Genomic DNA, 25090 nt, shown 5'->3' on the forward strand with positions numbered 1-25090 from the left:
TTCCGAAATACCATCACGTATAAAATATGTCACCAAACACCGATGAAACGACCTGGCAAACCTTTAAGCGACTGTGGACTTATGTTAAGCATTACAAAACTGGGTTAGTCATTGCTGTCATAGCATTAATTATTAACGCGACATCAGATACCTACATGGTTTCTCTATTAAAGCCTCTCTTAGATGAAGGTTTTGGTGATGCAAAGTCTGATTTCCTTAAAATCTTGCCGTTAATTATTTTGGTGATGATGTTTGTCCGTGGTACCAGCGGGTTTGTTTCAACCTATTGCTTGAGTTGGGTATCCAGTAATGTGGTCATGAAAATGCGTCGTCGTATTTTTCACCAGTTTATGCATATGCCAGTTTCATTTTTTGATAAAGAGTCAACCGGTGCTTTGCTATCGCGAATCACCTATGATTCAGACCAAGTGGCGGCAGCAACCAGTAGCGCCATGGTAAACATAGTGCGTGAAGGGGCCAGCATTATTGGCTTGCTCGTATTAATGTTTTGGAACAGTTGGCAGTTATCACTTGTGTTGTTGATTGTTGCTCCTTTGGTGGCTTGGGCTATTGGTGTGGTTTCTAAACGATTTCGTAAAATCTCAAGAAACATGCAAACCGCAATGGGCGACATGACGTCGTCAGCCGAGCAAATGCTAAAAGGTCATAAAGTTGTACTCAGTTATGGCGGTCAAGAGGTTGAAACTAAGCGCTTTAATAGCGTGAGTAACCAAATGCGCCAGCAGTCGATGAAGCTGGTGGCGGCGCAAGCGATTGCCAACCCAGTGATTCAAATGATTGCTTCTATGGCTTTGGTGTCGGTGTTATTTTTGGCCAGTTTTGATTCTATTCGCGATCAACTCACTCCCGGTACATTTACCGTTATCTTCTCTGCGATGTTTGGTTTGATGAGACCACTTAAGTCGTTAACTGGTGTGACTGCTGAATTCCAACGAGGAATGGCTGCGAGCCACACCTTGTTCTCTTTGATGGATTTAGACACTGAAGCGGATAATGGCAAATACGAAGCGAAAACCGTTCAAGGTGAAATTCAAGTGAAGGACGTGACCTTCACTTATCAAGGCAAAGAGAAACCCGCACTGAACAAGGTGAGCTTTACTATACCCAAAGGCAAAACGGTTGCTTTGGTAGGCCGCTCTGGTTCAGGTAAGAGTACCATTGCGAACTTATTCACTCGATTTTACGACGTGGACTCTGGTTCTATCAGTTTAGATGGATACGATATTCGCGACTACACCTTGTCAAACTTACGCACCCACTTTGCTTTGGTTTCGCAAAATGTGCATTTATTTAATGACAGCATTGCTAATAATATTGCTTATGCGGCTGAGAAAGAGTATTCCAGAGAGCAAGTAGAGCATGCTGCGAAATTGGCACACGCGATGGAGTTCATTACACCTATGGATGATGGTCTCGATACCGTGATCGGTGAAAATGGAACTAGCCTCTCTGGTGGACAAAGACAGCGTGTTGCTATTGCAAGGGCACTACTCAGGGATGCACCTGTGCTTATCTTGGACGAAGCAACGTCAGCGTTGGATACCGAATCCGAGAAAGCGATTCAGTCCGCTCTAGATGAGCTACAAAAAGACAAAACGGTATTGGTGATCGCGCACAGACTTTCTACTATTGAAGCAGCAGACGAAATACTAGTGGTGGATGACGGTGAAATTATCGAACGGGGTAAACACTCGACGCTGTTGGAAAAAGATGGTGCGTACGCTCAATTGTATAAAACGCAATTTGGCGAGTGATTATTTCTGTGATTGAAAAAATATGGTTTGAGAAACATCTGCTTGGATGGCTTCTTTGGCCATTGTTCTGGCCGCTTAGCAAGTTATTCAAGTGTCTAGCCGAGCGCAGAAGAGGCTCCTATCAAAAGGATGATAAGCGCGTTTATCGAGCTCCAGTGCCCGTGATTGTTGTGGGTAATATCACTGTTGGCGGAAACGGTAAAACTCCAACGGTTATCTGGCTTGTCGAATTACTTCAGCGCTACGGTTTTAAGCCTGGTGTGGTATCGAGAGGTTATGGCGCTAAAGCGCCGTCTTATCCACTTGTGCTTGATAGCGGTACTTCAACCAAGCATTGTGGTGATGAGCCGAAACTTATTCACCAACGAACTGGTGTTCCTGTCGCGGTATCGCCCGTTCGCTCAGAGGCAGTCAAAGCGCTGCTGCCTGCTGGTGTAGATATTATTGTTACTGATGATGGCCTTCAGCATTACGCGTTAGCGCGAGACATAGAGATCGTTGTCGTTGATGGTAATAGGCGTTTTGGCAATGAAAAATTGTTGCCATTAGGGCCGTTACGCGAAAGTGTTGAGCGCTTAAACTCGGTTGACTTTGTGATTACCAATGGTGGAAAAGCAAGCAGCGAAGAGGTGGCAATGAGCCTAACGCCAAGCTTAGCGGTCAACCTAATCACCTCTGAACAAGCGCCGGTAAGTCAACTCAATGAATTAGTCGCTTTTGCTGGCATTGCTCATCCTCCTCGGTTTTTCGCTACGTTGAAAGAGCTGGGAGCAAGCATTAAACTGAGCAAAAGCTTTGCCGATCACAAAGACTTCGACCCTACAGAGCTAGCGTCGATTGCCAATCAAGGTGACAATGTCATCATGACGGAAAAAGATGCGGTAAAGTGCCAACAATATGCGCAAGACAATTGGTGGTATTTACCCGTATCTGCAAGCATAGCCGAGCATGATGAGCAGAAAATACTAGATAGAATTAAAGAGGTTATGAGAAGTTATGGATCATCGACTACTTGAGATTGTTGCATGCCCAGTATGTAAGGGAAAGCTGACTTTTGATAAAGACAGTCAAGAGTTGGTTTGCAAGCTAGATAGATTGGCTTTTCCAATCAAAGAAGGCATTCCGGTGTTGCTTGAGACAGAAGCTAGAGCGATGTCGATGGAAGAGGGACGTTAATACCCCTTAACCACAATAAAAATAGAAAGGAGCGCATTGCGCTCCTTTTGTGTATTTTATGTCAGGTAAAACGGTTATATCTTGGTGTCATAGTCAGTGCTGCGTTGTGGGCACGTACCTAAGATCTCTCTTCGGCCGCTGTCTTTGACTTCTTCCAAGATGACTTCAAATCCCCATAAACGATAAAGGTGCTTCAGTACTTCGTCATAGCCTTCATCCAAAGGAATGCGATCATGTGGAACGTATTGCAAGGTTAACGAGCGATCACCGCGTACATCAACACTAAAGACTTGGATATTTGGCTCCAAGTTACTGAGGTTATATTGAGCAGCCAATTTTTCGCGGATCTTTCGATAGCCCAAGTTGTCATGGATGGCGCTGACTTCAATGAAGTTTTTTCTATCATCGTCGCATATCGCAAACAACTTAAAGTCTCGGATCAGTTTCGGCGACAAGTACTGGCTAATAAAGCTTTCGTCTTTGAAATTGCGCATAGCAAAGTGGACGGCGTCTAGCCAGTCAGTGCCAGCCAGATCTGGGAACCACTCCTTATCTTCATCTGTTGGCTCTTCGCATATTCTCTTAATATCCCTAAACATGGCAAAGCCTAATGCGTAGGGGTTGATACCACTGTAATAGGGGCTGTTGTATGAGGGTTGAGCGACGACGCTAGTGTGGCTATGTAGAAACTCTAAGATGAATTTCTCTGACACCAAGCCCTCGTCATACAGGTGATTTAAGATAGTGTAGTGCCAGAACGTTGCCCAGCCTTCGTTCATGACTTGAGTCTGTTTCTGCGGATAGAAGTACTGACTGATCTTACGAACTATCCTAACGATCTCGCGTTGCCATGGCTCTAATAATGGCGCGTGCTTCTCAATAAAATATAGAATGTTCTCTTGAGGCTCGGAAGGGAATCGTACTTTGATGTCTTCTTCTTTTACCTCTGATTGAGGAACCGTGCGCCAGAGCTCATTGACCTGAGATTGAAGGTAAGCTTCGCGCTCTTCCTGCCTTGCTTTCTCTTCAGCAATGGAAATTTTCTCTGGGCGTTTGTATCTATCGACACCAAAGTTCATTAATGCGTGGCAGGAGTCAAGCAGCTCTTCAACTTCAGATACACCATACTTTTGCTCACATTCAGCAATGTAGTTCTTGGCAAACAGCAGATAATCAATGATAGAGCTGGCATCCGTCCAAGTTTGGAAAAGATAATTGCCTTTAAAGAACGAGTTGTGGCCGTAGCATGCGTGTGCCATGACCAATGCTTGCATAGTAACGGTGTTTTCTTCCATCAAATACGCAATACAAGGGTCAGAGTTAATGACGATTTCATAAGCGAGGCCCATTTGCCCATGTTTGTAGCCTTGCTCGGTTTGTATGAACTTCTTGCCAAATGACCAGTGGTTGTAATTAATAGGCATCCCGATACTGGAATAGGCGTCCATCATTTGCTCAGACGTGATGACTTCTATTTGGTTAGGGTAGGCATCTAAGCGGTAGTGGTCAGCTACACGTTTGATTTCTTGATGGTAGCGATCAAGTAAGTCGAACGTCCAATCCGGCCCATCGGGTAACATCTTGCTTTTCTTTTTTGAGCGTGATTTGGTTTTTGTTGTCATATGCGCCTTCCTAAGCCGTTTCTTTCTGGAACAACTCTCTAAATACAGGGAATATGTCATCGACAGTGCGAATATTTTTCATTGCAAAGTTGTCGAAGGCCTGTTCGAGTTTCTCATACTCGTGCCAGAGCGTTTGGTGGGAGCGACGTGTTATCTCGATATAGGAGTAATATTGACAGTTGGGCAGTAACTTGTTGACGAGCAGCTCTTTACAACGAGGAGAGTCATCTGCCCAGTTATCGCCATCAGAGGCTTGTGCCGCGTAAATATTCCACTCTCCAACCGGATAGCGATCTTGAACAATTTCGTGCATGAGTTTTAATGCACTGGAGACAATGGTTCCACCCGTTTCCTGCGAATAGAAAAACTCGTGTTCATCGACCTCTTTTGCTTGCGTATGGTGGCGAATAAATACGACTTCAACGTTTTCGTAAGTTCGAGTTAAGAATAAATAAAGTAATACATAAAAGCGTTTAGCGATGTCTTTTGTTGCTTGGTCCATCGAGCCAGAGACATCCATTAAACAGAACATGACCGCCTGACTAGATGGAACTGGTCGTCGTTCATAGTTTTTAAATCTAAGGTCAAAGGTGTCGATGAAAGGGACGCTTTCAATCTTTTGCCTTAGTTCCTTGATTTCTTTTTTCAGTCTTTTTTCTTCTAGCGCCTGAGCGGGTTCAATGTTTTTGATACGTTCCAGCTCGTCTTCTAGTTCATGTAGTAGCCGTTTTTTGCCGGCTGTCATTGCCGTTCTGCGAGCGAGAGATTGCTGCAAAGATCGAACAACGGCTATGTTGGAAGGAATACCCGCAGTTTGATAACCCGCTCGGTGTGTTTTCCACTCTGTGATTTTGTGTACTTGAGTTTTATCTAGATTTGGTAGCTCCAAATCTTCGAACAAAATGTCGAGGTATTCGTCTTTGGATATCTGGAAAATAAACTCATCTTGCCCTTCGCCATCTGGGCTAGCTTCGCCTTCTCCAGCTCCGCCTCCTTCGCCACCCCCTTTAGGGCGATCAATCTTATCTCCTTTAATAAATTGATCGTTACCTGGGTGGACGCGTTCTTTTACGCCGCCTTTTCCTTGGTGAAAAATGGGTTCTTTGATGTCACGGTGTGGAATTGCAACGTCCTCACCGGACTCCGTATTAGTAATGGAACGTCTGTTCACTGCATCAGCAACAGACTCTTTGATTTGTTCTTTGTGACGACGTAGGAAGCGTTGACGGTTTACCGCACTCTTGTTCTTTCCGTTCAGTCGTCTATCGATAAATTGCGCCATGAGCCACCTCTATTACTTCACTTCACAACAAGCCGACTATCTGCCAGTGTGGCAGATAGTACTTTGTTTAGGGCTTATGTTAGTTGCGGTTAAGAGGACTTACGAACTCGTAAATACCACTCAGACAGCAATCTCACTTGCTTCTCTGTATAGCCCTTCTCCATCATACGTGCGACAAAATCGTCGTGTTTCTTCTGATCTTCAGAAGAGGTTTTCGCGTTGAAAGAGATAACAGGTAGCAATTCTTCAGTATTAGAGAACATTTTCTTCTCGATAACGGTGCGCAGTTTCTCATAACTGGTCCAAATAGGATTCTGGCCGTTATTGTTTGCTTTCGCACGTAGTACGAAATTGACGATTTCGTTACGGAAGTCTTTTGGATTACTAATACCAGCGGTTTTCTCAATTTTCTCAAGCTCACTATTTAAAGAAGCTCTGTCAAACAGCTGACCAGTTTCTGGGTCACGGTATTCTTGGTCTTGGATCCAGAAGTCAGCGTAGGTGACATATCGGTCAAAGATATTCTGACCATACTCAGAATAAGATTCTAGGTAGGCTGTTTGAATTTCTTTACCAATAAACTCTACATATTTTGGTACTAGGTAGCCTTTTAAGAACTCAAGGTATTTCTCTGCTTGCTCTTGAGGGAACTGCTCGCGTTCGACTTGCTGCTCGATAACATAGAACAAGTGAACGGGGTTTGCTGCTACCTCTGCTTGATCGAAGTTGAACACTCTAGAAAGGATCTTGAAGGCAAAACGAGTGGAGAGACCAGACATGCCTTCATCAACACCGGCATAATCGCGGTATTCTTGGTAGCTCTTGGCTTTAGGGTCGGTATCTTTCAGCGTTTCACCATCGTAAACTCGCATCTTAGAAAATAGTGAGGAGTTTTCTGGCTCTTTCAAACGGGAAAGAATACTAAATTGTGCCAGAAGATCTAATGTACTTGGCGAGCAAGGCGCTTTGGACAGCTCTGAATGATCAAGCAGTTTTTGGTAAATCTTCACTTCCTCTGACACACGCAAGCAATACGGAACCTTAACGATGTACACACGATCAAGGAACGCCTCATTGTTTTTGTTGTTGCGGAAAGTTTGCCACTCTGACTCGTTCGAGTGAGCAAGAATCATCCCATCGAATGGAAGTGCCGACAGACCTTCGGTGCCATTGAAGTTACCTTCTTGTGTGGCCGTTAGTAGAGGATGCAGGACCTTAATCGGTGCTTTAAACATCTCTACAAATTCCATAAGACCTTGGTTTGCTTTACATAAGGCACCTGAATAACTGTAAGCATCTGGGTCATCTTGTGAAAAGTGCTCCAGTTTACGGATATCGACTTTACCAACCAAAGAAGAAATATCTTGGTTGTTTTCATCGCCTGGCTCAGTTTTGGCAACCGCTAATTGGTCAAGAATGGAAGGTCTAACTTTGACGACTTTGAATTTGGAAATGTCACCGCCGAATTCATGTAGTCTTTTGGCTGCCCAAGGAGACATAATCGAACGTATGTAACGTTTCTCAATGCCGTATTCGTTCTTAAGCAAGTCACCATCTTCACTGACATCGAATAGACAGAATGGATGATCGTTAACTGGACTACGTTCACCATTCGCGGATAGGACATAAATTGGCACTTGTTGCATCAGTGCTTTGAGTTTTTCTGCTAGAGATGATTTACCGCCCCCAACTGGGCCTAATAGGTACAGGATTTGCTTTCGCTCTTCCAAACCTTGTGCGGCGTGTTTTAAATAAGACACTATTTGCTCAATAGCATCTTCCATCCCATAAAAGTCTTCAAATGTTTTGTATCTAGAAATCACCCGATTTGAAAAAATGCGACTTAGGCATGGATCCTGCGCAGTGTCAATTACCTCAGGCTCACCTATTGCCATAAGTAGGCGTTCCGCTGCATTCGCGTAGGCACTTTTGTCATCTTTACAAAGTTGTAAAAACTCTTGCAAAGACATTTCTTCATCCTTGGCGGCTTCATAACGTGCTTGGAAGTGGTCAAAAATACTCATATCGAAATCCCCTCTGAACCTGTCAAATGACATACAACCCGCATTAAAGTACAAATCCTTTCTAACTTAATCCTAGCTCTTCTTTAAACATTTTGCTTAACAATTATGTGTTTAATTACAAAAACGGTGATGAAAATCCCTTATTCGAAGACCAACATTTTTTCTATGAATATGTTTGGGTTACATTACCGAGAGATGGACTAATTCTGTTGCTACTGTTACTTATGACATATTAATTACTCAAAATCCAACTTATGACGGATTGTATTTGTTTGAAATTTTGTTAACGCATATAATTTCGCATCGTAAATAAATGCTGGAACATGGATCTGAGGATTTTAGAGTGAAAACAAAATGGTTGGTTATCGCCGCTACTGCGATCAGCTGCGTACCAATGGTAGCAAGTGCTGAAATGTCGGAATTTTCATTGGGTGCAATTGCTTCCTATTCCCCCAGGGTGTACAAGGACACACCTTCGAATAAAACGGTATTCCCTATGGTGGGATATGAAGGAGAACACTTCTTTATTCGTGGACTAGGGGCCGGTTATCGACTATTTCCCCTAGGTGGTCGGGAAGGTGGTGCGTTTCGGCAAAATATCGTATTTCGATTGAAATACGATCCCCGCACGCTGAAACCGTCTGATTCGACTGATCCTCAAATTCAGCAATTAGATGAGCGTAAAACATCCATCTTTGGTGGTGTTGGCTACCAGCTTATCACCCCTGTGGGTCTATTTGAGCTAGCGGGAATGACGGATACCTTGGGCCGAAGCAATGGTTCATACGCTCAGTTATCATGGAAGGTGCCACTTATGTTTAAGAACTGGGGTATCATTCCTTCTGCTGGTTACACCTATGATGATTCTAAATTGAATAACTATTTGTATGGTGTGAGTGCGGCAGAATCTGCCCGATCTGGAATTAGAGAATTTAATGCAGGTGCTGATGGCTCCTACTTTATAACGTTGCAAAGTTACCTGGACATTACTAAGCGTGTTCGAGTTACCGCGAGTGTGACTTATCGCAATCTCGAAGGCGATATTGAGAAAAGCCCAATTATTGAAAGTGGTGTGAATACCACCACTGCATTGGGTGTGTCTTACGTATTCTAAGGCATTAAGGGAGTGAAACATGGTTTCACTCCCTTAACTTTTGAGCTTTCTTTGTGCTTTTCTTTGTACTTAGAATCGGCTCTAATACTTTACATTGCCATGGTACTCACTGAGTATATTCACAATATTATCCATGACGGCTTTGGAAGGTGGCTCGACACCTTCGAGTGGGTAGTCGTACCCCAACGCTTCCCACTTATGAGCGCCGAGTTTGTGGTAAGGAAGCAACTCGACTTTTTCAATATTATTCATGCCTTGAATAAACTGACCTAGTTGATGAGCGGCTTCATCTCCGTCGGTATAGCCGGGAACCACCACATATCGAATCCAGGTTTTCTGACCAAGGTTGTGTAAGTACTGTGCGAACTCTAGTGTCCTTTTGTTAGACACCCCAATAAAGTCATGATGGATTTCGTCATTCATATGTTTGATATCAAGCATTACTAGATCCGTCACTTCTAACACTTCATCGACAACCTCTGTGTATTTGCGAATAAAGCCATTGGTATCAAGGCAGGTATGTATGCCTTCGTTTTTAGCGGCTCGAAAGAAATCACGCACGAACTCTGGTTGTAGCATGGCTTCACCACCAGAGCAGGTAATTCCTCCACCTGAAGCGTTCATAAAATGGCGATATGATTTCGCTTCATTAATAAGTTCTTCAACGGACACTTCTTTTCCACCATGAGTATCCCATGTATCCCTATTGTGGCAATACATACAGCGCATCAGGCAACCTTGCACGAAAACGATAAACCGAATTCCAGGGCCATCGACGGTACCACAAGACTCAAAGGAATGAATACGACCAACTGTTGACATGAATATTTCTCTAAAAAGAACTTAGGTGGATATTTTATTACAAATTGTAGGGTTAATGTAGGGACAATCGACGCTGAGCTTACGCTAAATCAAAAAATTAACCACAACCTAGAAAATGTCATAAAATTGTTATTAATAATAAAATTATAAATTACGTACCCAGAGGCAGTTGTTGGTAAAGAAAGAGATGTTCGTGTCGACGATTAAGGATGTGGAATGGACGGAATTGCAATTTCTCAGAAACAGAAGATTACCCTGTTTTTAGTACTGTTATCCTTGGGTTTTGTACTTTTAGGTGTGTTTACTTCCACGCGCTTGTCCGATATGGGACAGCAATATTTTAGCAGTAACCAAGTCACAACAGGTTCTATTGCGATGTATCAAACGGAAGTGAAATTGCTGTCTCTAGCCAAAGAGCTAGGGTCGGCTTCTGGAGATATGGTCGAGCACTTAAAACAAGATATCACTGAAGTTTCCACTGAAGTTCAAGCTAATGCTACTTTTCTTATTGGACTGGGCTTGCAAGAAGAGGCTAACTCGTTAGTGGAAAGTACCAGCCAGTTTGAAAAAGCACTATTACCCTGGTTAGAGCTGCGCTCTGAGTTGGGTTTTGACGTGAGCGAAGGGAAGCTTGGGCAACTGAAAACCATCGCCGATACCATTGAGAAGAAAATCGCTGAAACAGGGATGGTAACACTGAACTCTGACTTTCAGGCCATGGTAAAAGCCCAGCAAAACTACCTCTTGCAACCGAATGAGCAGAACTTAAAGCTGTTTAATCGAGCCTTATTTAGCTTTGTTAATATTTCCAATAGTTACGCCATGTTGGAGCTGTATGAAAAAGAAATCGAGTTATTTAAAACCACGTTTGCTCGAGTTAGCGAGTTGTCCCAGCAATTAGGTACCATGGAAGAGCAGTTGTTTAGCAGTGAAGAGAAAGTCACGTCTGTTGTTAAAGAGGCGACGGAAAAGCTGACCTCTATAGATAAAAGCTACTTAGCAGCAGCCCGCACAAGCGCCGATCAAACTATGTGGTCTGTACTCATCGCGTGCGCCGTATTGGCCATCTTTACTATTGCTATTTTTATGATGTTTAGCTTGTCTCTCACTAAAGCATTGAAATCGACCAATGCCATGCTATCTGAAGTGTCGAAAGGGGATCTATCCAAACGCATGCCCTTGTCTAAAAATGACAAAGATGAATTCAATCAACTGGCCAGCGCAATCAATCAAAGCTGTGAAAACCTAGGAGAGCTAGTAAGTGCGGTGCAGCAAAGCAGTAGTGATTTGTCGAGCAATGCTGCAGAGCTCAATACAGGACTTGATAATCTGGCTAAAAACCAATCGGATGTATTAAGCCAAACTGAACTCCTCGCCTCGGCGACCGAGCAAGTCAGTGTGACCACGCAGGAAGTATCTAATTCTCTTGAATTTGTAGCAGACATCAGTAAATCAACAACTAATGCGGCTGATGAAGGCAGCAAAATCATCACTTCTGCGATTGGCTCTCTAGAGGAAGTCGGGACGATTTTGACTTCTGCTGCGGGGCATATCAAGTTGCTTGAAGAGGCGTCCTCAAAAGTGGATTCAGTGATGGAAATCATTAATGGCATTGCTGAACAAACCAATTTACTTGCTCTTAATGCTGCTATAGAAGCAGCACGTGCAGGTGAGCAGGGCAGAGGGTTTGCGGTTGTGGCCGATGAGGTACGGAACTTAGCGGTGCGAACCGTCGATGCGATTTCTGAAATCTCCGGCACAATAGAAACCATGAAGCAAGAAAGCTCAGATGTGATTCAGTATATCTCTCAATCTGAAGGCACGATAAAAGTTGGTCAAGAAAAAGGGATGTCTGCTATGGAGGCGCTGTCTCAAATTACTGAAAAAGCAGAGGAAGCAGCCCAACAAACTGATGTCATTTTTGGCTCAATTCGCGAGTTGGCCACCACAAGTCAGTCAATGGCTGACAGCATGGCCCATATTTCTACCGCGATGAAAGAGCTAGAAGAAAATAATGAACAGCTGCGCTCTGTCGGTGAAATTGTAAACGAGCGCTCGAGTAATTTGAGCTTAGATTGTCAACGTTTCAAAATTTAGAAGAAGGCATACACGGATATGCCTCCCATTCCGCTGGTTGAGTACTCAGACTCGTTGTAACTTTTCGTGCTGCCACTGAGTGAAAGGTTCACGCCAAAATGTTCATTATAGGCAGCCAGCCCTAAGATAGCCGTGCTTTGCACATGTTCTAAAGTCACATCGTACTGAGAGCTAGGCTGAGGCAAGCCGGAGCGATCCCCTTCGATGGTAATGTCATTAAATACGTAGCCTGTTTTGATGCCAGTATAGGCGAACCAGCCTGACCCAGATGCGCCTAACATGCCCGGTCTAAAAGGGTTCTCCATGGAAATCTCCGCCGCGCCAAAGCTATCGGCTAAATTGTATCCCCATCGAAGCATAAACCCAGTTGCCACATTACTTCTAAAGTTTCCTCCGTTACCCTCAGTGATATTGGACAGCTCTAGGCTGGAATTACTCCAGAATTTATCTCTCAATATATTTAAGTGGACGAGATAACCGATGCCTCCTGCAAATTGGTTATCCACTTGATATTGCCAGCCTTGCGGTTCGTCAGAGCCGATAATCGAGTGAATCAACTCTTGCGACTCTTTGGCACGAGAGCGCTCGCCTGTGGTACCAAATGTAAGGTTAATTCTTTGTGCAACGTTCGGGCTAAGGCTGATGTAGTTGGTTTCCAAGTATAAATAACCCGCGTAGGGGCGGTCGTTTATTTGTGGTTGTGAGGAAGATATATCAGTAGGAGTGTAGATTTTTTGCCCAAGCGTAATGCCTATTTTGTCCATTGAAGAGACGCCCCAGACTGCCAGGCTCAAAGGCTTTAGACCCAGTGAGGGCGTCATGCCACCGGAGGTATAATCAATAAACACACCGCTGGTGTAATCTCGGTCGACACCAAACACACCATCATTATCTACACCAACACTTAACGTAGAGCGATCTGAAGCAAAAACGGAACTAGAAGCGAGAAGAAAAGGGAGAATATAGAACAACTTTTTCATTGGGCAACATCTTATACATAATCCTTTATATCAATACCTTAACAGGAAGAGGTGCATAGTTTTAATTTATCAATGGTAAATGTGCGCACGCTCAGAACAATGAATTAGATGGGTGTGAGGGTATAGACAAAAAAGCCTCGCGGGTGCGAGGCTTAATAAGATTCGACTTTTGTCTTTATAGTGAATCAGTAAAGGTTCGTGCTATCACATCCGCTTGTTGCTCAGCGGTAAGGGAGTTAAAGCGCACGGCGTAGCCTGAAACACGAATAGTCAGCTGAGGGTATAGCTCTGGGTGATTTACTGCATCTTCAAGTGTTTCGCGGTTTAGCACGTTCACGTTTAAGTGTTGGCCACCTTCTACCCCAGATTCATGGTGAAAGTAACCATCCATAAGTCCCGCTAAGTTTGCTTTTCGGCTGTCTGCTTCTTTGCCCAATGCATTCGGCACGATAGAGAAGGTATAAGAAATACCATCTTGAGCGTCCGCGTAGGGCAGTTTCCCGACCGAAGTGAGAGAAGCAACGGCCCCTTTTTCATCTCTACCATGCATGGGGTTCGCACCTGGTGCAAACGGTGCTCCTGCACGACGCCCATCTGGTGTGTTACCGGTTTTCTTACCATAAACCACGTTGGAAGTGATGGTAAGAATCGACTGGGTTGGAACTGCATCACGATAGGTTTTTAAAGACCGGATCTTATTCATAAACCGAGTGACTAGGTCACAAGCAATATCGTCGACGCGAGAGTCGTTGTTGCCAAATTTAGGATAATCCCCCTCGATTTCGAAATCGACAGCAACACCATCTTGGTCTCGGATAGGCTTAACCGTGGCGTATTTGATAGCAGACAGTGAGTCAGCGGCAACAGAGAGCCCTGCAATACCACACGCCATGGTGCGTTTGACATCGCGATCATGTAACGCCATCAAAGCAGCCTCATAGCTGTACTTGTCATGCATAAAGTGAATCGCATTGAGTGCCGTTACGTACTGTTTTGCTAGCCAGTCCATAAATGAATCAAGACGGGTCATGACATCGTCATAGTCAAGCACGTCATCTTTGATAGCGTCGGATTTTGGTCCAACTTGAAGCTTAAGCTTTTCGTCTACACCACCGTTAATGGCATAAAGCATGGTTTTGGCTAAGTTGGCACGTGCGCCAAAGAATTGCATTTGCTTACCAACGACCATCGGTGACACGCAACATGCAATGGCGTAATCATCAGAATCAAAATCAGGACGCATTAGATCGTCGTTTTCGTACTGGATAGAAGAAGTATCAATAGACACTTTTGCACAGAATTTTTTAAACCCTTCTGGCAGTTGTTCAGACCATAGCACGGTGATGTTTGGCTCTGGTGATGGACCCATCGTATAGAGGCTATTTAAGAAGCGGAAGTTGGTACGAGTCACAAGAGTGCGGCCGTCAAGGCCCATCCCACCCATAGATTCAGTGGCCCAGATTGGGTCTCCTGAGAACAGTTCGTCGTACTCAGGGGTACGTAAAAAGCGCACCATACGCAATTTCATGACGAAATGGTCAATCATTTCTTGCGCTTGCTCCTCACTGATGTAGCCCGCGGCAATATCACGCTCTAAGTAAACATCGAGGAAAGTCGAAGTTCGGCCCAAAGACATGGCCGCGCCATTTTGTGACTTAACTGCAGCTAGGTAGCCAAAGTATGTCCATTGGATGGCTTCTTGGCCGGTATAAGCAGGTCTAGAGATGTCGTATCCGTATTTAGCCGCCATTTCTTTCATTTGAACCAATGCACGGCGCTGTTCAGCGATCTCTTCTCGAAGCTGCATAGTCATTTGCAGATCTTCGCCAGATTCAAATTTCTCTTGTAAGGAGTTAAATTGTGCTTGTTTGTCTTCGATTAGGTAATCGACACCATAAAGTGCCACGCGGCGGTAGTCGCCGATGATTCGGCCACGTCCGTACGCATCTGGCAGCCCGGTAAGCACGCCAGATTTGCGGCATTTCAAAATATCTGGTGTATAAATATCGAAAACACCAGAGTTATGTGTCTTACGATATTCATGGAATATTTTCGAGATTTGCGGATCGATATCACGGCCATAGACTTTACACGAGCCTTCCACCATGCGGATACCACCGTTAGGGATGATGGCTCGTTTTAACGGCGCGTCAGTTTGCAGACCAACGATGGTTTCTAAGTCTTTTTCAATATAGCCAGCATCATGAGACGTGATGGTAGAGATGATATCGGTGTCAAAATCTAGTGGCGCCTTTGTGCGATTTTCCTCTTTAATACCTTCCATGACTTTCGCCCAAAGGGTTTTGGTTGCATCAGTGCCCTCTGATACTAAGAAAGATTCGTCACCTTCATACGGCGTGTAGTTTTGTTGAATAAAATCTCGGACGTTTACTTCGCTTTGCCAGTCACCTTTAACAAAACCTTCCCAAGCTGTAGCAAATTGCTCTGTCATGACATACCTACCTTATTAATGGCGAGACGTGTGGTCTCATTAAGCCAACCCATTTCAATACAGCTCCAAACTAAACTAAATTTTTCCTGCAAACATTAAACTAAATCAATAAAAGCTTAAAAAAGCCGATTAAAAAAACCGCTTTTATTGGCAGCAAGACGAGAAGTGGGTTTGGTAGTGACTAAATGAGAGTAGAACTCAACCTCATAGATATGGATGTGACTCACATCAAATTATTATTCCCGCGTAGTTCACACTTTTTCAACCAATAGCAATGTTCTTGTTGTTAATGTTAACAGTAATATTTATGCACAATATTTTGCTATGTGTGGCTAACTTAAAGATAGCCATGCATGAATACTTGCAAACTTTGACTGTTTAGATGCGTTATGAGTCATATAGGTTAATGATTTGTTGCGTGAATTGGTATCTGATGCTAGTTTTTAGCGAGATATCGATAGAATGAATAATAGTATTTGCTCATCGTTTAATTTGGGTATAAAGGGAGTGTTTGCGGATGAGTGAAGTCCCCGCACTGACGATCAAGGATCTTCATAAAACGTTTGGCCAGAATGAGGTCTTAAAAGGTATTTCATTAGACGCTCACAAAGGTGATGTCATTTCAATAATTGGCTCTTCGGGATCAGGAAAAAGTACCTTTCTTCGTTGTATCAACCTGTTAGAAATTCCTACACGGGGCGAAATCTGGGTCAATGGTGAACTGATCGAGATGAAGCACAAACGTAATGGTGAGTCTCAGCCTGCGAACGAGAAGCAAGTTCAACGCATTCGCTCAAGACTTGCGATGGTGTTTCAAGGCTTCAACCTCTGGTCCCATATGACGGTATTAGAAAATGTTATTGAAGCACCTGTCCATGTTCTGGGTGTGCCAAAGTCTCAGGCAATTGAAAATGCCGAGCAGCTATTACAAAAAGTGGGTCTTTGGGAGAGAAAAGATTACTACCCTGGACACTTATCGGGGGGGCAACAACAACGTGCCGCCATCGCCCGTGCATTGGCCGTTGACCCAGAAGTCATGTTATTCGATGAGCCTACCTCTGCTTTGGATCCAGAATTAGTTGGAGAAGTGTTAGGTGTCATGCGCGATTTGGCCGAAGAAGGACGAACCATGTTAGTGGTAACCCATGAAATGGCGTTTGCACGTGATGTATCAAGTCACGTCATGTTTCTCCATCAAGGATTAGTTGAAGAGCAGGGCGATCCCGCCAAGCTTTTCACCGACCCAGAATCAGAGCGGTTGCAGCAATTTATTTCGTCTATTTATTAAACCGTATAGGAATACAAGCTACGCTTTAAATGATAAACCAATCATGACTAAAGCATATTATCAATCACAGGAGTGTGGACATGAAGAAGTGGTTACTCGCTGTAGCAGTTATGGCTACAGCAATTTCTGGATTTGCTCAGGCAAAGCAGTGGACAGTCGTCAGATTTGGTATCGAAGGCGCTTATCCTCCGTTTAGCTGGACAGAAGCCGATGGGTCACTCAAAGGGTTTGATGTGGATATGGCGCAGGCATTGTGCCAAGAGATGAACGTTCAATGTAAAATTGTTCCGCAAGATTGGGACGGTATCATTCCATCTCTTCTCGCACGTAAATACGATGCGATTATCGCAGCGATGTCGATAACAGAAGAGCGCAAGAAAAAAGTGGCATTCACTAATAAGTACGCGCTTATCCCCAACAAATTTATCGCCAAGAAAGGCACAAACCTCACCTTTACTAAAGAAGGGCTAAAAGGGCAAAAAATTGGTGTTCAACGTGCAACCACTCACGATAAGTATCTGACTGATAACTACGGAGACTCGGTAGAAATAGTTCGTTACGGCTCGTTTGATGATGCTTATCTAGACTTAAAAAGCGGACGTATTGTTGCTGTGTTAGGTGACGCGTCTGCGCTTGAAGAAGGCGTATTGAATAAGCCGGGTGGTGATGAATATGAATTTATTGGCCCTTCTCTAACCGATCCGAAGTGGTTTGGTGATGGTTTTGGTATCGCAACACGTAAGCAAGATAAAGACCTTACAGAGAAGCTAAATGTCGCCATTCAAGCGGTGCGTGACAATGGCAAATACAAAGAAATTCAAGACAAATACTTTAAATACGACGTATATGGAAACTAATACGTTTGTCATCAGAGAGGCGAAAGCCTCTCTTTCATTATTAACCCAGGCAACCAACGCTAACGCCGTATTGTTGGAATTAAATTATGTTGGATCTACAAGGTTATGAAGTCTCCATTTTAAAGGGGGCACTTCTCACCATTGAAGTTGCATTGTTATCTCTATTATTGGCAATGATACTCGGTATGCTTGGCGCGCTCGCGAAGATCTCGAATTATCGAGTCGCTCGTTATATCGCTACCTTGTATACCACGGTTATTCGCGGAATTCCTGATCTTGTCCTGATGATGTTGATCTTTTTTGGCGGCCAAATCTTAGTAAATAATGGTTTGCATTACATCAATGAATCATTAAATGAGTGGTTTGCTGCAAGTGACCCGAATCATACCTGGGTGCCTTATGTTCCAGACTACATTGACGTGAGCCCATTTATCGCTGGCGTGATTACAATAGGCTTTATTTTTGGCGCGTATATGGCGGAAACCTTTCGTGGCGCAATCATGGCCGTTGATAGCGGTGAGCTAGAGGCGGGCAAAGCGTATGGTATGAGCTCATTTTTAGCCTTTAGACGAATATTGTTGCCGCAAATGATTCGTCACGCACTTCCTGGGTTTGGCAACAATTGGCTGGTGCTATTAAAAACGACAGCTCTGGTTTCAATCATAGGTTTGGATGATATGGTCCGTGTCAGCGCATTGGCGGCGGGATCGACCAAAATGCCATTCACCTTCTACATGGCTGTTGCGATTATTTTCCTACTCTTTACGAGTATTTCAACTGGGTTGTTGAAAGTCGTAGAGCGTAAGTTCAGTCTTCATACGAGGTAAAGCATGGATTTTAGTTTAGTTGTAGAAAGCTTTCCGATTTATCTCGATGGATTATGGACAACAGTCTGGCTAGTCGCTTCTGCATTAGTCATTGGCCTGTTTATCTCAATACCAGTCGCGATCGCAAGAAATAGTCAATATCACATTTTAAGTGCACCATCATGGGCGTTCATTTATTTCTTTCGTGGTACCCCACTGCTTGTGCAGCTCTATCTTATCTATTATGGGATGGATCAGTTTTTCCCCGTCAAAGACACACTGTGGGAGAATGCGTGGTTTTGTGCTTTAGTTGCATTTGTTCTCAACACGTCTGCCTATACTGCCGAGATTATTCGAGGCGCTATCAATGGTTTACCTAGTGGTGAGGTAGAAGCGGCCAAAGCCTATGGTATGAGCGGCTGGAAAACCTATCGGCGTATCATTTTGCCCAGTGCACTAAGAAGAGCATTACCGGCGTACAGTAACGAAGTGGTGTTTATGCTACACGGAAGTGCGGTAGCTGGGATTGTCACCATTATGGATCTTACCGGAGCAGCTCGTTTGGTTAACTCTCGCTATTACGCGCCGTTCGAGTCTTTTCTCACCGCGGGGCTGTTCTATATGTGCTTAACCTTCCTCATATTATGGTGTTTTAAACAAGCTGAGAAACGCTTCTTAGCTTACTTAAGACCACTAAGTTAGCATTCACGTCCGAATTAAACCGATAAATACGTTCTATGGTCGGATTTATCGGTTACAATCCTTGCCAATCTCAACGTTATTCAGCACGCCCTAGCGATGTTCGCTTGATTAGGTGTGGTTGATCAAAGGAATTAGGACCTATGAAAGTTATTAGCTTTAACATCAATGGCCTTCGAGCTCGTTTACACCAACTTCAAGCGCTAATTGACAAACATCAGCCTGATGTTATCGGATTGCAAGAGATAAAAGTGCACGATGAGGCGTTCCCACTCGAAGATGTCGAAGCGATGGGGTACAAGGTGTATTTTCATGGTCAGAAAGCACACTATGGCGTGGCAATGATGTGTAAGCAAGAGCCAATTTCAGTGAGCAAGGGCTTTCCAACGGATACGGAAGAGCACCAAAAGCGCATGATTATGGCCACGTTTAAAGATGAAAACGATCAGCAAGTAACCATCTTAAACGGCTACTTTCCTCAAGGCGACAACATTAACCATGAAACAAAGTTCCCGTACAAACGGCAGTTTTATAAAGACTTAATGGGCTATTTAAACGATCACCATTCCAATGATGAGCAAATTATCGTGATGGGTGATATCAATATCAGCCCCATTGATCTGGATATCGGAATTGGTGAACAAAACCGTAAGCGTTGGCTAAAAACAGGTAAATGTTCATTCCAACCTGAAGAGCGGGAATGGCTGAGCAAACTTTTGGATTGGGGCTTTGAAGATACCTTCAGAAATCTCCAACCAAACGTTGATGATAGGTTCTCGTGGTTTGATTATCGCTCAAAAGGATTTAACGATAATCGCGGGCTAAGAATCGACGTGATTCTTGCAACCCCGTCTCTGGCGAAGAAATGTACTGAGTCAGAAATCGATTATGAATTACGCGGGATAGAGAAACCATCTGACCATGCGCCAATTTGGGCGACATTCTCCAAGTAACTTCTTTCAGGTGCGCGTATTCGGCGCACCTGCCTTTACTCCCTGCCTAGTTCTTTTTTATATCTGTTTAACAGATATAGGCGCAAACCGCGCTGTAACTCCTGCCAACAAATTTTCCTTAAAGTATTACAAACTCTGGTCGATACATATGAGTCTGGTGTCATTTTGTGGTTGAGGTAGGGCAAATGATCCTGTTTGACCTCCACAAAATTGACTATCTTTAGTAATAAAATTAACAAATTTTTAATCTTTCCGTTGATCCATAAGGCGATTGTGGTCTAATTGGAACGAGTATTTCTAAAGCTGATAATTTGTGGCTTTTGATAAGGAAATTGTATGCGAACCCTTTCTGTTCAGTGGAAGATCACCCTTCTCGCGGGATGCTGCTTGCTCATCACTTCACTTGCTTTGGTTGGATTCTCGGTTTACAACGCCGTTGAAAACCAAAGAATCATCAAAGCGCAAAGCTCAGAATCCGTTATCAATAAGTCCCAGCAACTGCTAGAAACGCGAGCTCTTTTCAATGCTTCCCTCGTGGCAGAATACCTCAATGAAGCGATATATCGCTCTGAAATGATCGCAACCAATGCGTTGTTTTATAAAGTCAATACCGAAGAAAATTTCGGTTCGAGTGAGGACTTACGTACGGCATTGAACGATATGGTGAAAAATGTCGTCGTCAATTATCAGAACATTCAAGGTGCCTACCTAGTCTTTCAGCCAGACTTATTGGACAGTGAAGACAGTAACTATGAAAATGCCCATTACGTAGGTTCTAATGAAAAAGGCCGTTTTGCTTCTTATTGGCTGAAAAGCGGGGATGGAGAAGCAACGGATAATGTATTAAGTGAACAAGCATTGGCGGATTCTGGCAATAGCGAGCGTTTCTTTTGTCCTCTTTCCAGTGGCAACACTTGCGTGTCGAGCCCGAAATTAGCACAAACTGCGCAAGGCAAGATTTTAACCTCTTCTATCTCGGTACCAATCATACAAGACGGTGAGGCCATTGGCTTTTTTGGCATCGACTTGAATTTGAACCAGCTTTCTTCCATTGCCCAAGAGTCTGATAAAAGCCTATTCAACGGCTCTGGGGATATCTTCATCATTAGTTTGGATGGCTCACTCATTGCCTCTGATAATACGTCGTTACCAGTGGGATCGCCGTTTAGCAGCGAGCACGTTTCTAGTGAAGCGGTGACCGACTTTTTATTTGGTAATGAGGTGGTGGCCAAGTGGAGCACGGATGGCAACTGGTTGACCGTGTTTGCACCAATCCAAATTGCCAACCAAACTTGGGGCGTAATTTTTGAAATGCCGAGAGCAAGTGTATTAGCGGACGCGGATCATTTGGATAAGATGATCAGCACGCAAGTCGAGAAAGGTGTGCTAACCGAGCTCAGTGTTGGGGCTATCTTGGTCATCATTGGCTTGGCCGTGATCGCGTTTATGGCGCTAAGCATTGTGAAACCGATACGCGCAGTTGTGGCAAGGCTAGATGATATTGCCTCTGGAGAGGGTGATTTAACCCAACGTTTAGAAATCAAATCTAGAGATGAAATTGGTCAGCTTGCCAGTGGGTTTAATTTATTCCTCGAAAAGTTGCAAAATACCATTAGCCAAGTTGTTGATACTACTAACGAAGTGGCAAACACCACCGAACAGGCGAAAACCGCGGCAGTGCATACGCGCACCAGTAGCGAGTCGCAATTTAAAGAAGTGGATCTGGTGGCGACCGCATGTGAAGAAATGACGCAGACCGCTGGGCTGGTAGTACAAAACGCAGAGGTGGCGGTCAATGCGGCAGGAGAAGCAAACGACGCTGCTAATTCTGGTAAGCAGGTGATTGAGCGCTCTGAGCAAGAAATGATGAAGCTGGTAGAACGGATGACAAGCGCTGTGCCAGTGGTCGAAGAGCTGGCGAAAAACAACGCGAATATTACCGATATTTTGACGGTTATTGAAGGCATTTCAGAGCAAACCAATTTGTTGGCGCTAAATGCAGCCATTGAGGCGGCTCGCGCAGGTGAACAAGGACGAGGATTTGCGGTCGTTGCTGATGAGGTGAGAAACCTTGCCAGTAGAACGCAAGACTCTGTTGGCGAAATTCGCCAAGTGATCGATAAAGTGCAAAAAGGTACGCAAGATGTCGTCGATGCGATTTCTCAAGGAAATACGCTGGCGAATGACTCGGCGCAACAAGTGAAACAAGCAGTAGAGCAGCTCAATCATATCTTCGAATCGATTGCTGCTATTAACGACATGAACTCGCAGATCGTCCGCGCCGCTGAAGAGCAGCAAGCGGTTTCCGGCGAAGTTAATCAGAGTGTGACCAATATTCGCGATTTGAGTGCACAGATCCTAGAGCAAGCCGGCGAATCTGAAGCGGTCGGTGAGCAAATCGGGTCGCTATCAAGTAAGCAGCAGCAGTTGGTTAACCAGTTTAAAGTGTAGTGCAACGTTAAACTGGTCACCAAAGTGAGGCTTAGTAATTGTACTGAAAATACCAGTAGCCTTTATTGACTAGCTGAGTGATGACTTCAATAGTTCTTTCCGATTCGATATGAAGATCAGCCAAGGCAAAGCTTTCGCAATTACACAATTTGTCGAGAAGCTGCTTGTCGTGGTGAATATCAAACTTTTCACCGTTTATGTAAATGGATTCGCTGCAGTCCTCGTGATAGAAGGCTTTTAACCCGGAGGTTTTGACTAGCGTGGTACCTAGAGTAAACTCTTCTTCCACTTGTTCTGGTGTATAAGGAAATTCGGGCTCAGCGATATCCAACTGATGCCTAGGTTGACTTAACATGGTGCCTAAAAATGCTTTCATCCGCTTAGGTTCTTTAATGTTTTGGTAGATTAAATCACTAAGCTTTTGGTAAGTTGAAGTGCTAATTTCGCCAATATTAGATTGCATCTGAATATCTTGCGTGCCGACATGATTTTCGCCAAAGCCATGTTCAAGGTAATAGTCCGCAAACTGGCTAATCAGCTCTTGTTCTTTGGGCGTGCGATAACCAATGGAATAGCTCATACTATTTTCCAGCGCATACCCTTCATGAGGAAATCCGGGTGGAATATAGAGTATGTCGCCGGGCTCTAAAACAACATCAATGATGGCATCAAATTGTTCAATTTGTCTTAATGCTTGCCCTTGAATGACCTCTTTATACTGTCCCTCATCTTTTGCTCCGACTCGCCAATGACGTTTCCCCGAACCTTGCACGATAAAAACATCATACTGATCAATATGTGGCCCCACGCCCCCATGCGGTGAAGAGTAGCTGATCATCACATCATCAAACATCCATTGGGGAATCTGGCCAAAAGCCGGGACAAGTGACGCCACACCAGAGTGCCAATGGTTGGCCGCCTGCACCACTAACTGCCAATGGCTCTCGGCCAAGTTGGCAAATTTACTTTCTTCAAATGGACCATGCTCGGCCACCCACTGGTCATCGGCGTTGGAAATAAACCTTGAGTCTACGTCTTCCTCTAAAGATAATCCGGCAAGCTCTTCCGGCGATATGGGATCAACAAAATCCACAAAACCAGACTTAATGACGGCTGGCTTTCTTTGCCAATGTTCACGCATAAATTGAGGCAATGGGAAGCTAAGCTGGTACATTATTTTCCTTTTGTGCTGAGTTTGTTTTCAATATCGTGTTTCACGATGTCTAACGCAGCAAGAGCAGTTTCTAAATCGACTTCATTAGTCTCTAAAAGATAAATGAGATCCACCGCGAGCTTGATTTCGTCTGGTGCATTATCAAGTGGATTTGGTGTGTTATCAGATTGGTTGGATTGGTCAGAACTCATGGCTATTGATTCTTCTCTCTGAAAGTGATTTGTTTTTCTAATTTTAATTTAGACTCTTGGCAGCGTTTTAACCGTTGCTCGGTCTTGATGAGTTTCTGCTGTGCTTGCGATTGTTGATGAAAGGACGCTTGTGACAAGGCCAGTTCTTCGGCACGAACCATATCTTTTAAGCGTCTTTCCCACTCTTGGTGCTGAGCAAGCTCTTGATATAGTTGATTAATGGACTTTCGAAAGTGATGATAGTGCTTAGGTTCATCGCGGCGAATAGACTGGGTCGATAATTCTCGTTGGATAGCTTGGATTTGTGCCACTAGGCGTTCGGTCAAAAATTCAGCTCGTTGAGCGGTGAGTTTTTCTGCAGCTTGTTCCCTCATTAAGCTGTCTAATGTTGCTTTCGCTTCTTCAACACAAGGGACCAATAATCGCGATTTACTATGAAACAGTCGCGAATCAAACAGCGCTTGGTGATGTTCACCTCGCTGCCGATCAACTACTGCGGCTTGCTTTAGCAAGTTATCTAATGTGATTTTGATATCTTGTAGCTGCATAATTTAAAACCAAGCCTGATAGGCAAGCTTCACCGCCAGCACACTGACCACGAAGACAAACATTGGACGAATAAACTTTGCCCCAAATCGAATGGCAGAATGTGCGCCAGCATAAGCGCCGATCATCAAGCAAACCCCCATTGTTAAGCCTAGCGCCCAGTGTACATGGCCCAAATACGCGAACACAATGAGGGCGGTAATATTACTGGTAAAATTCATCGCTTTTGCTAGGCCAGACGCCAGTAGGATGTTCAATCGATATAATGCCATGGAACTGACCGTCCAAAACGCACCAGTGCCAGGGCCTGCCATGCCATCGTAGAAGCCTAATGCGATTCCTTGGCTTAATTGTTTGGTATGAAATTTAGGATCAGACGTCGGAATAGCGTTTTTATTTCCGTCGGGTGTTTTATGCCAAATTGTGTAGATGGCAGCGGCAAGAATAATCAGTGGTAGTGCTTTATCTAAAAAAGCCGTACTGATTTTATCCACTAACAATACACCCGCAATCGCGCCAACAAAGGTGGCGATAAATGATCGCAACCAATATCTAGGCTTAAATAGGCGTTTTTTATAATAGGTGAATGCTGCCGTAGAGGAAGCAAACGAAGCCGCCACTTTATTCGTACCTAATGCGATATGCGGTGGTAAACCCAAAGATAACAAAGCGGGGACGGTTAACATGCCGCCGCCGCCAGCAACCGCATCGATAAAACCTGCCGCAAAGGCAACCAAAGCCAAAATGACCAACGTGGTTGGCTCAATATATTCCATAAGGT

General features: G+C 44.2%; 21 protein-coding genes. 11 read left to right on the forward strand and 10 right to left on the reverse strand.

Going from position 1 to position 25090, the window contains the following annotated elements; all coding sequences use genetic code 11:
• Window positions 1-26: 26 nt before the first annotated feature.
• The 3 genes from msbA to M9194_RS12830 are packed head-to-tail and all read left to right on the forward strand — an operon-like array spanning window position 27 to window position 2951.
• Window positions 27-1775, forward strand: a complete 1749-nt coding sequence (msbA, locus tag M9194_RS12820) for a lipid A ABC transporter ATP-binding protein/permease MsbA (RefSeq protein ID WP_250613062.1) — start codon at window positions 27-29, stop codon at window positions 1773-1775.
• 8 nt (window positions 1776-1783) lie between these two features.
• On the forward strand, window positions 1784-2791 hold the full coding sequence (gene lpxK / locus M9194_RS12825; RefSeq protein ID WP_250613063.1) for a tetraacyldisaccharide 4'-kinase: 1008 nt from the start codon (window positions 1784-1786) through the stop codon (window positions 2789-2791).
• The gene (locus tag M9194_RS12830; RefSeq protein ID WP_250613064.1) at window positions 2772-2951 is read left to right on the forward strand and encodes a Trm112 family protein; all 180 of its coding nucleotides are present in this window, start codon (window positions 2772-2774) and stop codon (window positions 2949-2951) included. The genes lpxK and M9194_RS12830 overlap by 20 nt, the downstream gene beginning before the upstream one ends.
• Window positions 2952-3025: 74 nt before the next feature.
• Here the strand turns inward: M9194_RS12830 and M9194_RS12835 are convergent, their stop codons facing one another.
• The 3 genes from M9194_RS12835 to M9194_RS12845 all read right to left on the reverse strand — a co-directional run bounded on the left by M9194_RS12835 (window position 3026) and on the right by M9194_RS12845 (window position 7879).
• Entirely contained in the window at window positions 3026-4573 is a 1548-nt protein-coding gene (locus M9194_RS12835) for a SpoVR family protein (RefSeq protein ID WP_250613065.1), read from the reverse strand.
• A 10-nt stretch (window positions 4574-4583) separates the two neighbouring features.
• Window positions 4584-5855 (reverse strand): YeaH/YhbH family protein, encoded by a 1272-nt coding sequence (locus M9194_RS12840; protein ID WP_250613066.1) that lies wholly within the window; start codon window positions 5853-5855, stop codon window positions 4584-4586.
• 89 nt (window positions 5856-5944) lie between these two features.
• Window positions 5945-7879, reverse strand: a complete 1935-nt coding sequence (locus M9194_RS12845; protein ID WP_250613067.1) for a PrkA family serine protein kinase — start codon at window positions 7877-7879, stop codon at window positions 5945-5947.
• 313 nt (window positions 7880-8192) lie between these two features.
• Between M9194_RS12845 and M9194_RS12850 the strand changes: the two genes are divergently transcribed.
• Window positions 8193-8993 carry a MipA/OmpV family protein gene (locus M9194_RS12850; RefSeq protein ID WP_431769407.1) on the forward strand — a complete coding sequence of 267 codons (801 nt, stop codon included), beginning with the start codon at window positions 8193-8195 and terminating at the stop codon, window positions 8991-8993.
• Window positions 8994-9074: 81 nt separating this feature from the next.
• On the opposite strand, the gene pflA is transcribed toward M9194_RS12850, so the two are convergent.
• A complete protein-coding gene (gene pflA / locus M9194_RS12855) occupies window positions 9075-9815 on the reverse strand; it encodes a pyruvate formate lyase 1-activating protein (RefSeq protein ID WP_250613069.1) in 741 nt (246 codons plus the stop codon).
• 216 nt (window positions 9816-10031) lie between these two features.
• On the opposite strand from pflA, the gene M9194_RS12860 reads away from it, so the two are divergent.
• The gene (locus tag M9194_RS12860) at window positions 10032-11912 is read left to right on the forward strand and encodes a methyl-accepting chemotaxis protein (RefSeq protein WP_250613070.1); all 1881 of its coding nucleotides are present in this window, start codon (window positions 10032-10034) and stop codon (window positions 11910-11912) included.
• Here M9194_RS12860 and M9194_RS12865 read toward each other — a convergent pair.
• Together M9194_RS12865 and pflB are read right to left on the reverse strand one after the other, a co-directional pair.
• Complete coding sequence (locus M9194_RS12865; RefSeq protein ID WP_250613071.1) at window positions 11909-12892, reverse strand: lipid A deacylase LpxR family protein; 984 nt, start codon at window positions 12890-12892, stop codon at window positions 11909-11911. The genes M9194_RS12860 and M9194_RS12865 overlap by 4 nt on opposite strands.
• Window positions 12893-13067: 175 nt before the next feature.
• A complete protein-coding gene (gene pflB / locus M9194_RS12870) occupies window positions 13068-15344 on the reverse strand; it encodes a formate C-acetyltransferase (protein WP_250613072.1) in 2277 nt (758 codons plus the stop codon).
• 517 nt (window positions 15345-15861) lie between these two features.
• Here pflB and M9194_RS12875 point away from each other — a divergent pair.
• The 6 genes from M9194_RS12875 (at window position 15862) to M9194_RS12900 (ending at window position 22398) form a co-directional block, all read left to right on the forward strand.
• Entirely contained in the window at window positions 15862-16632 is a 771-nt protein-coding gene (locus M9194_RS12875) for an ABC transporter ATP-binding protein (RefSeq protein ID WP_250613073.1), read from the forward strand.
• Window positions 16633-16712: 80 nt separating this feature from the next.
• The gene (locus M9194_RS12880) at window positions 16713-17489 is read left to right on the forward strand and encodes an ABC transporter substrate-binding protein (RefSeq protein WP_250613074.1); all 777 of its coding nucleotides are present in this window, start codon (window positions 16713-16715) and stop codon (window positions 17487-17489) included.
• A gap of 86 nt (window positions 17490-17575) precedes the next feature.
• Window positions 17576-18316: an ABC transporter permease gene (locus tag M9194_RS12885; protein WP_250613075.1), complete on the forward strand. Its 741-nt coding sequence runs from the start codon at window positions 17576-17578 to the stop codon at window positions 18314-18316.
• Window positions 18317-18319: 3 nt separating this feature from the next.
• Window positions 18320-18997 carry an ABC transporter permease gene (locus M9194_RS12890; RefSeq protein ID WP_250613076.1) on the forward strand — a complete coding sequence of 226 codons (678 nt, stop codon included), beginning with the start codon at window positions 18320-18322 and terminating at the stop codon, window positions 18995-18997.
• 140 nt (window positions 18998-19137) lie between these two features.
• Window positions 19138-19947 (forward strand): exodeoxyribonuclease III, encoded by an 810-nt coding sequence (xthA, locus tag M9194_RS12895; RefSeq protein WP_250613077.1) that lies wholly within the window; start codon window positions 19138-19140, stop codon window positions 19945-19947.
• Between the two features lie 336 nt (window positions 19948-20283).
• Window positions 20284-22398 carry a methyl-accepting chemotaxis protein gene (locus M9194_RS12900; RefSeq protein ID WP_250613078.1) on the forward strand — a complete coding sequence of 705 codons (2115 nt, stop codon included), beginning with the start codon at window positions 20284-20286 and terminating at the stop codon, window positions 22396-22398.
• Window positions 22399-22429: 31 nt separating this feature from the next.
• Here the strand turns inward: M9194_RS12900 and M9194_RS12905 are convergent, their stop codons facing one another.
• The 4 genes from M9194_RS12905 to M9194_RS12920 are packed head-to-tail and all read right to left on the reverse strand — an operon-like array spanning window position 22430 to window position 25085.
• Entirely contained in the window at window positions 22430-23572 is a 1143-nt protein-coding gene (locus M9194_RS12905) for a ribosomal protein uL16 3-hydroxylase (protein ID WP_250613079.1), read from the reverse strand.
• On the reverse strand, window positions 23572-23763 hold the full coding sequence (gene rsmS, locus M9194_RS12910) for a pleiotropic regulatory protein RsmS (protein ID WP_250613080.1): 192 nt from the start codon (window positions 23761-23763) through the stop codon (window positions 23572-23574). The genes M9194_RS12905 and rsmS overlap by 1 nt, the downstream gene beginning before the upstream one ends.
• A 2-nt stretch (window positions 23764-23765) precedes the next feature.
• Window positions 23766-24311: a primosomal replication protein PriC gene (gene priC, locus M9194_RS12915; protein ID WP_250613081.1), complete on the reverse strand. Its 546-nt coding sequence runs from the start codon at window positions 24309-24311 to the stop codon at window positions 23766-23768.
• 3 nt (window positions 24312-24314) lie between these two features.
• A complete protein-coding gene (locus M9194_RS12920; protein WP_250613082.1) occupies window positions 24315-25085 on the reverse strand; it encodes a sulfite exporter TauE/SafE family protein in 771 nt (256 codons plus the stop codon).
• Window positions 25086-25090: the final 5 nt, after the last annotated feature.

The organism is Vibrio sinus, assembly GCF_023634645.1.
Taxonomy (GTDB): Bacteria; Pseudomonadota; Gammaproteobacteria; order Enterobacterales; family Vibrionaceae; genus Vibrio; species Vibrio sinus.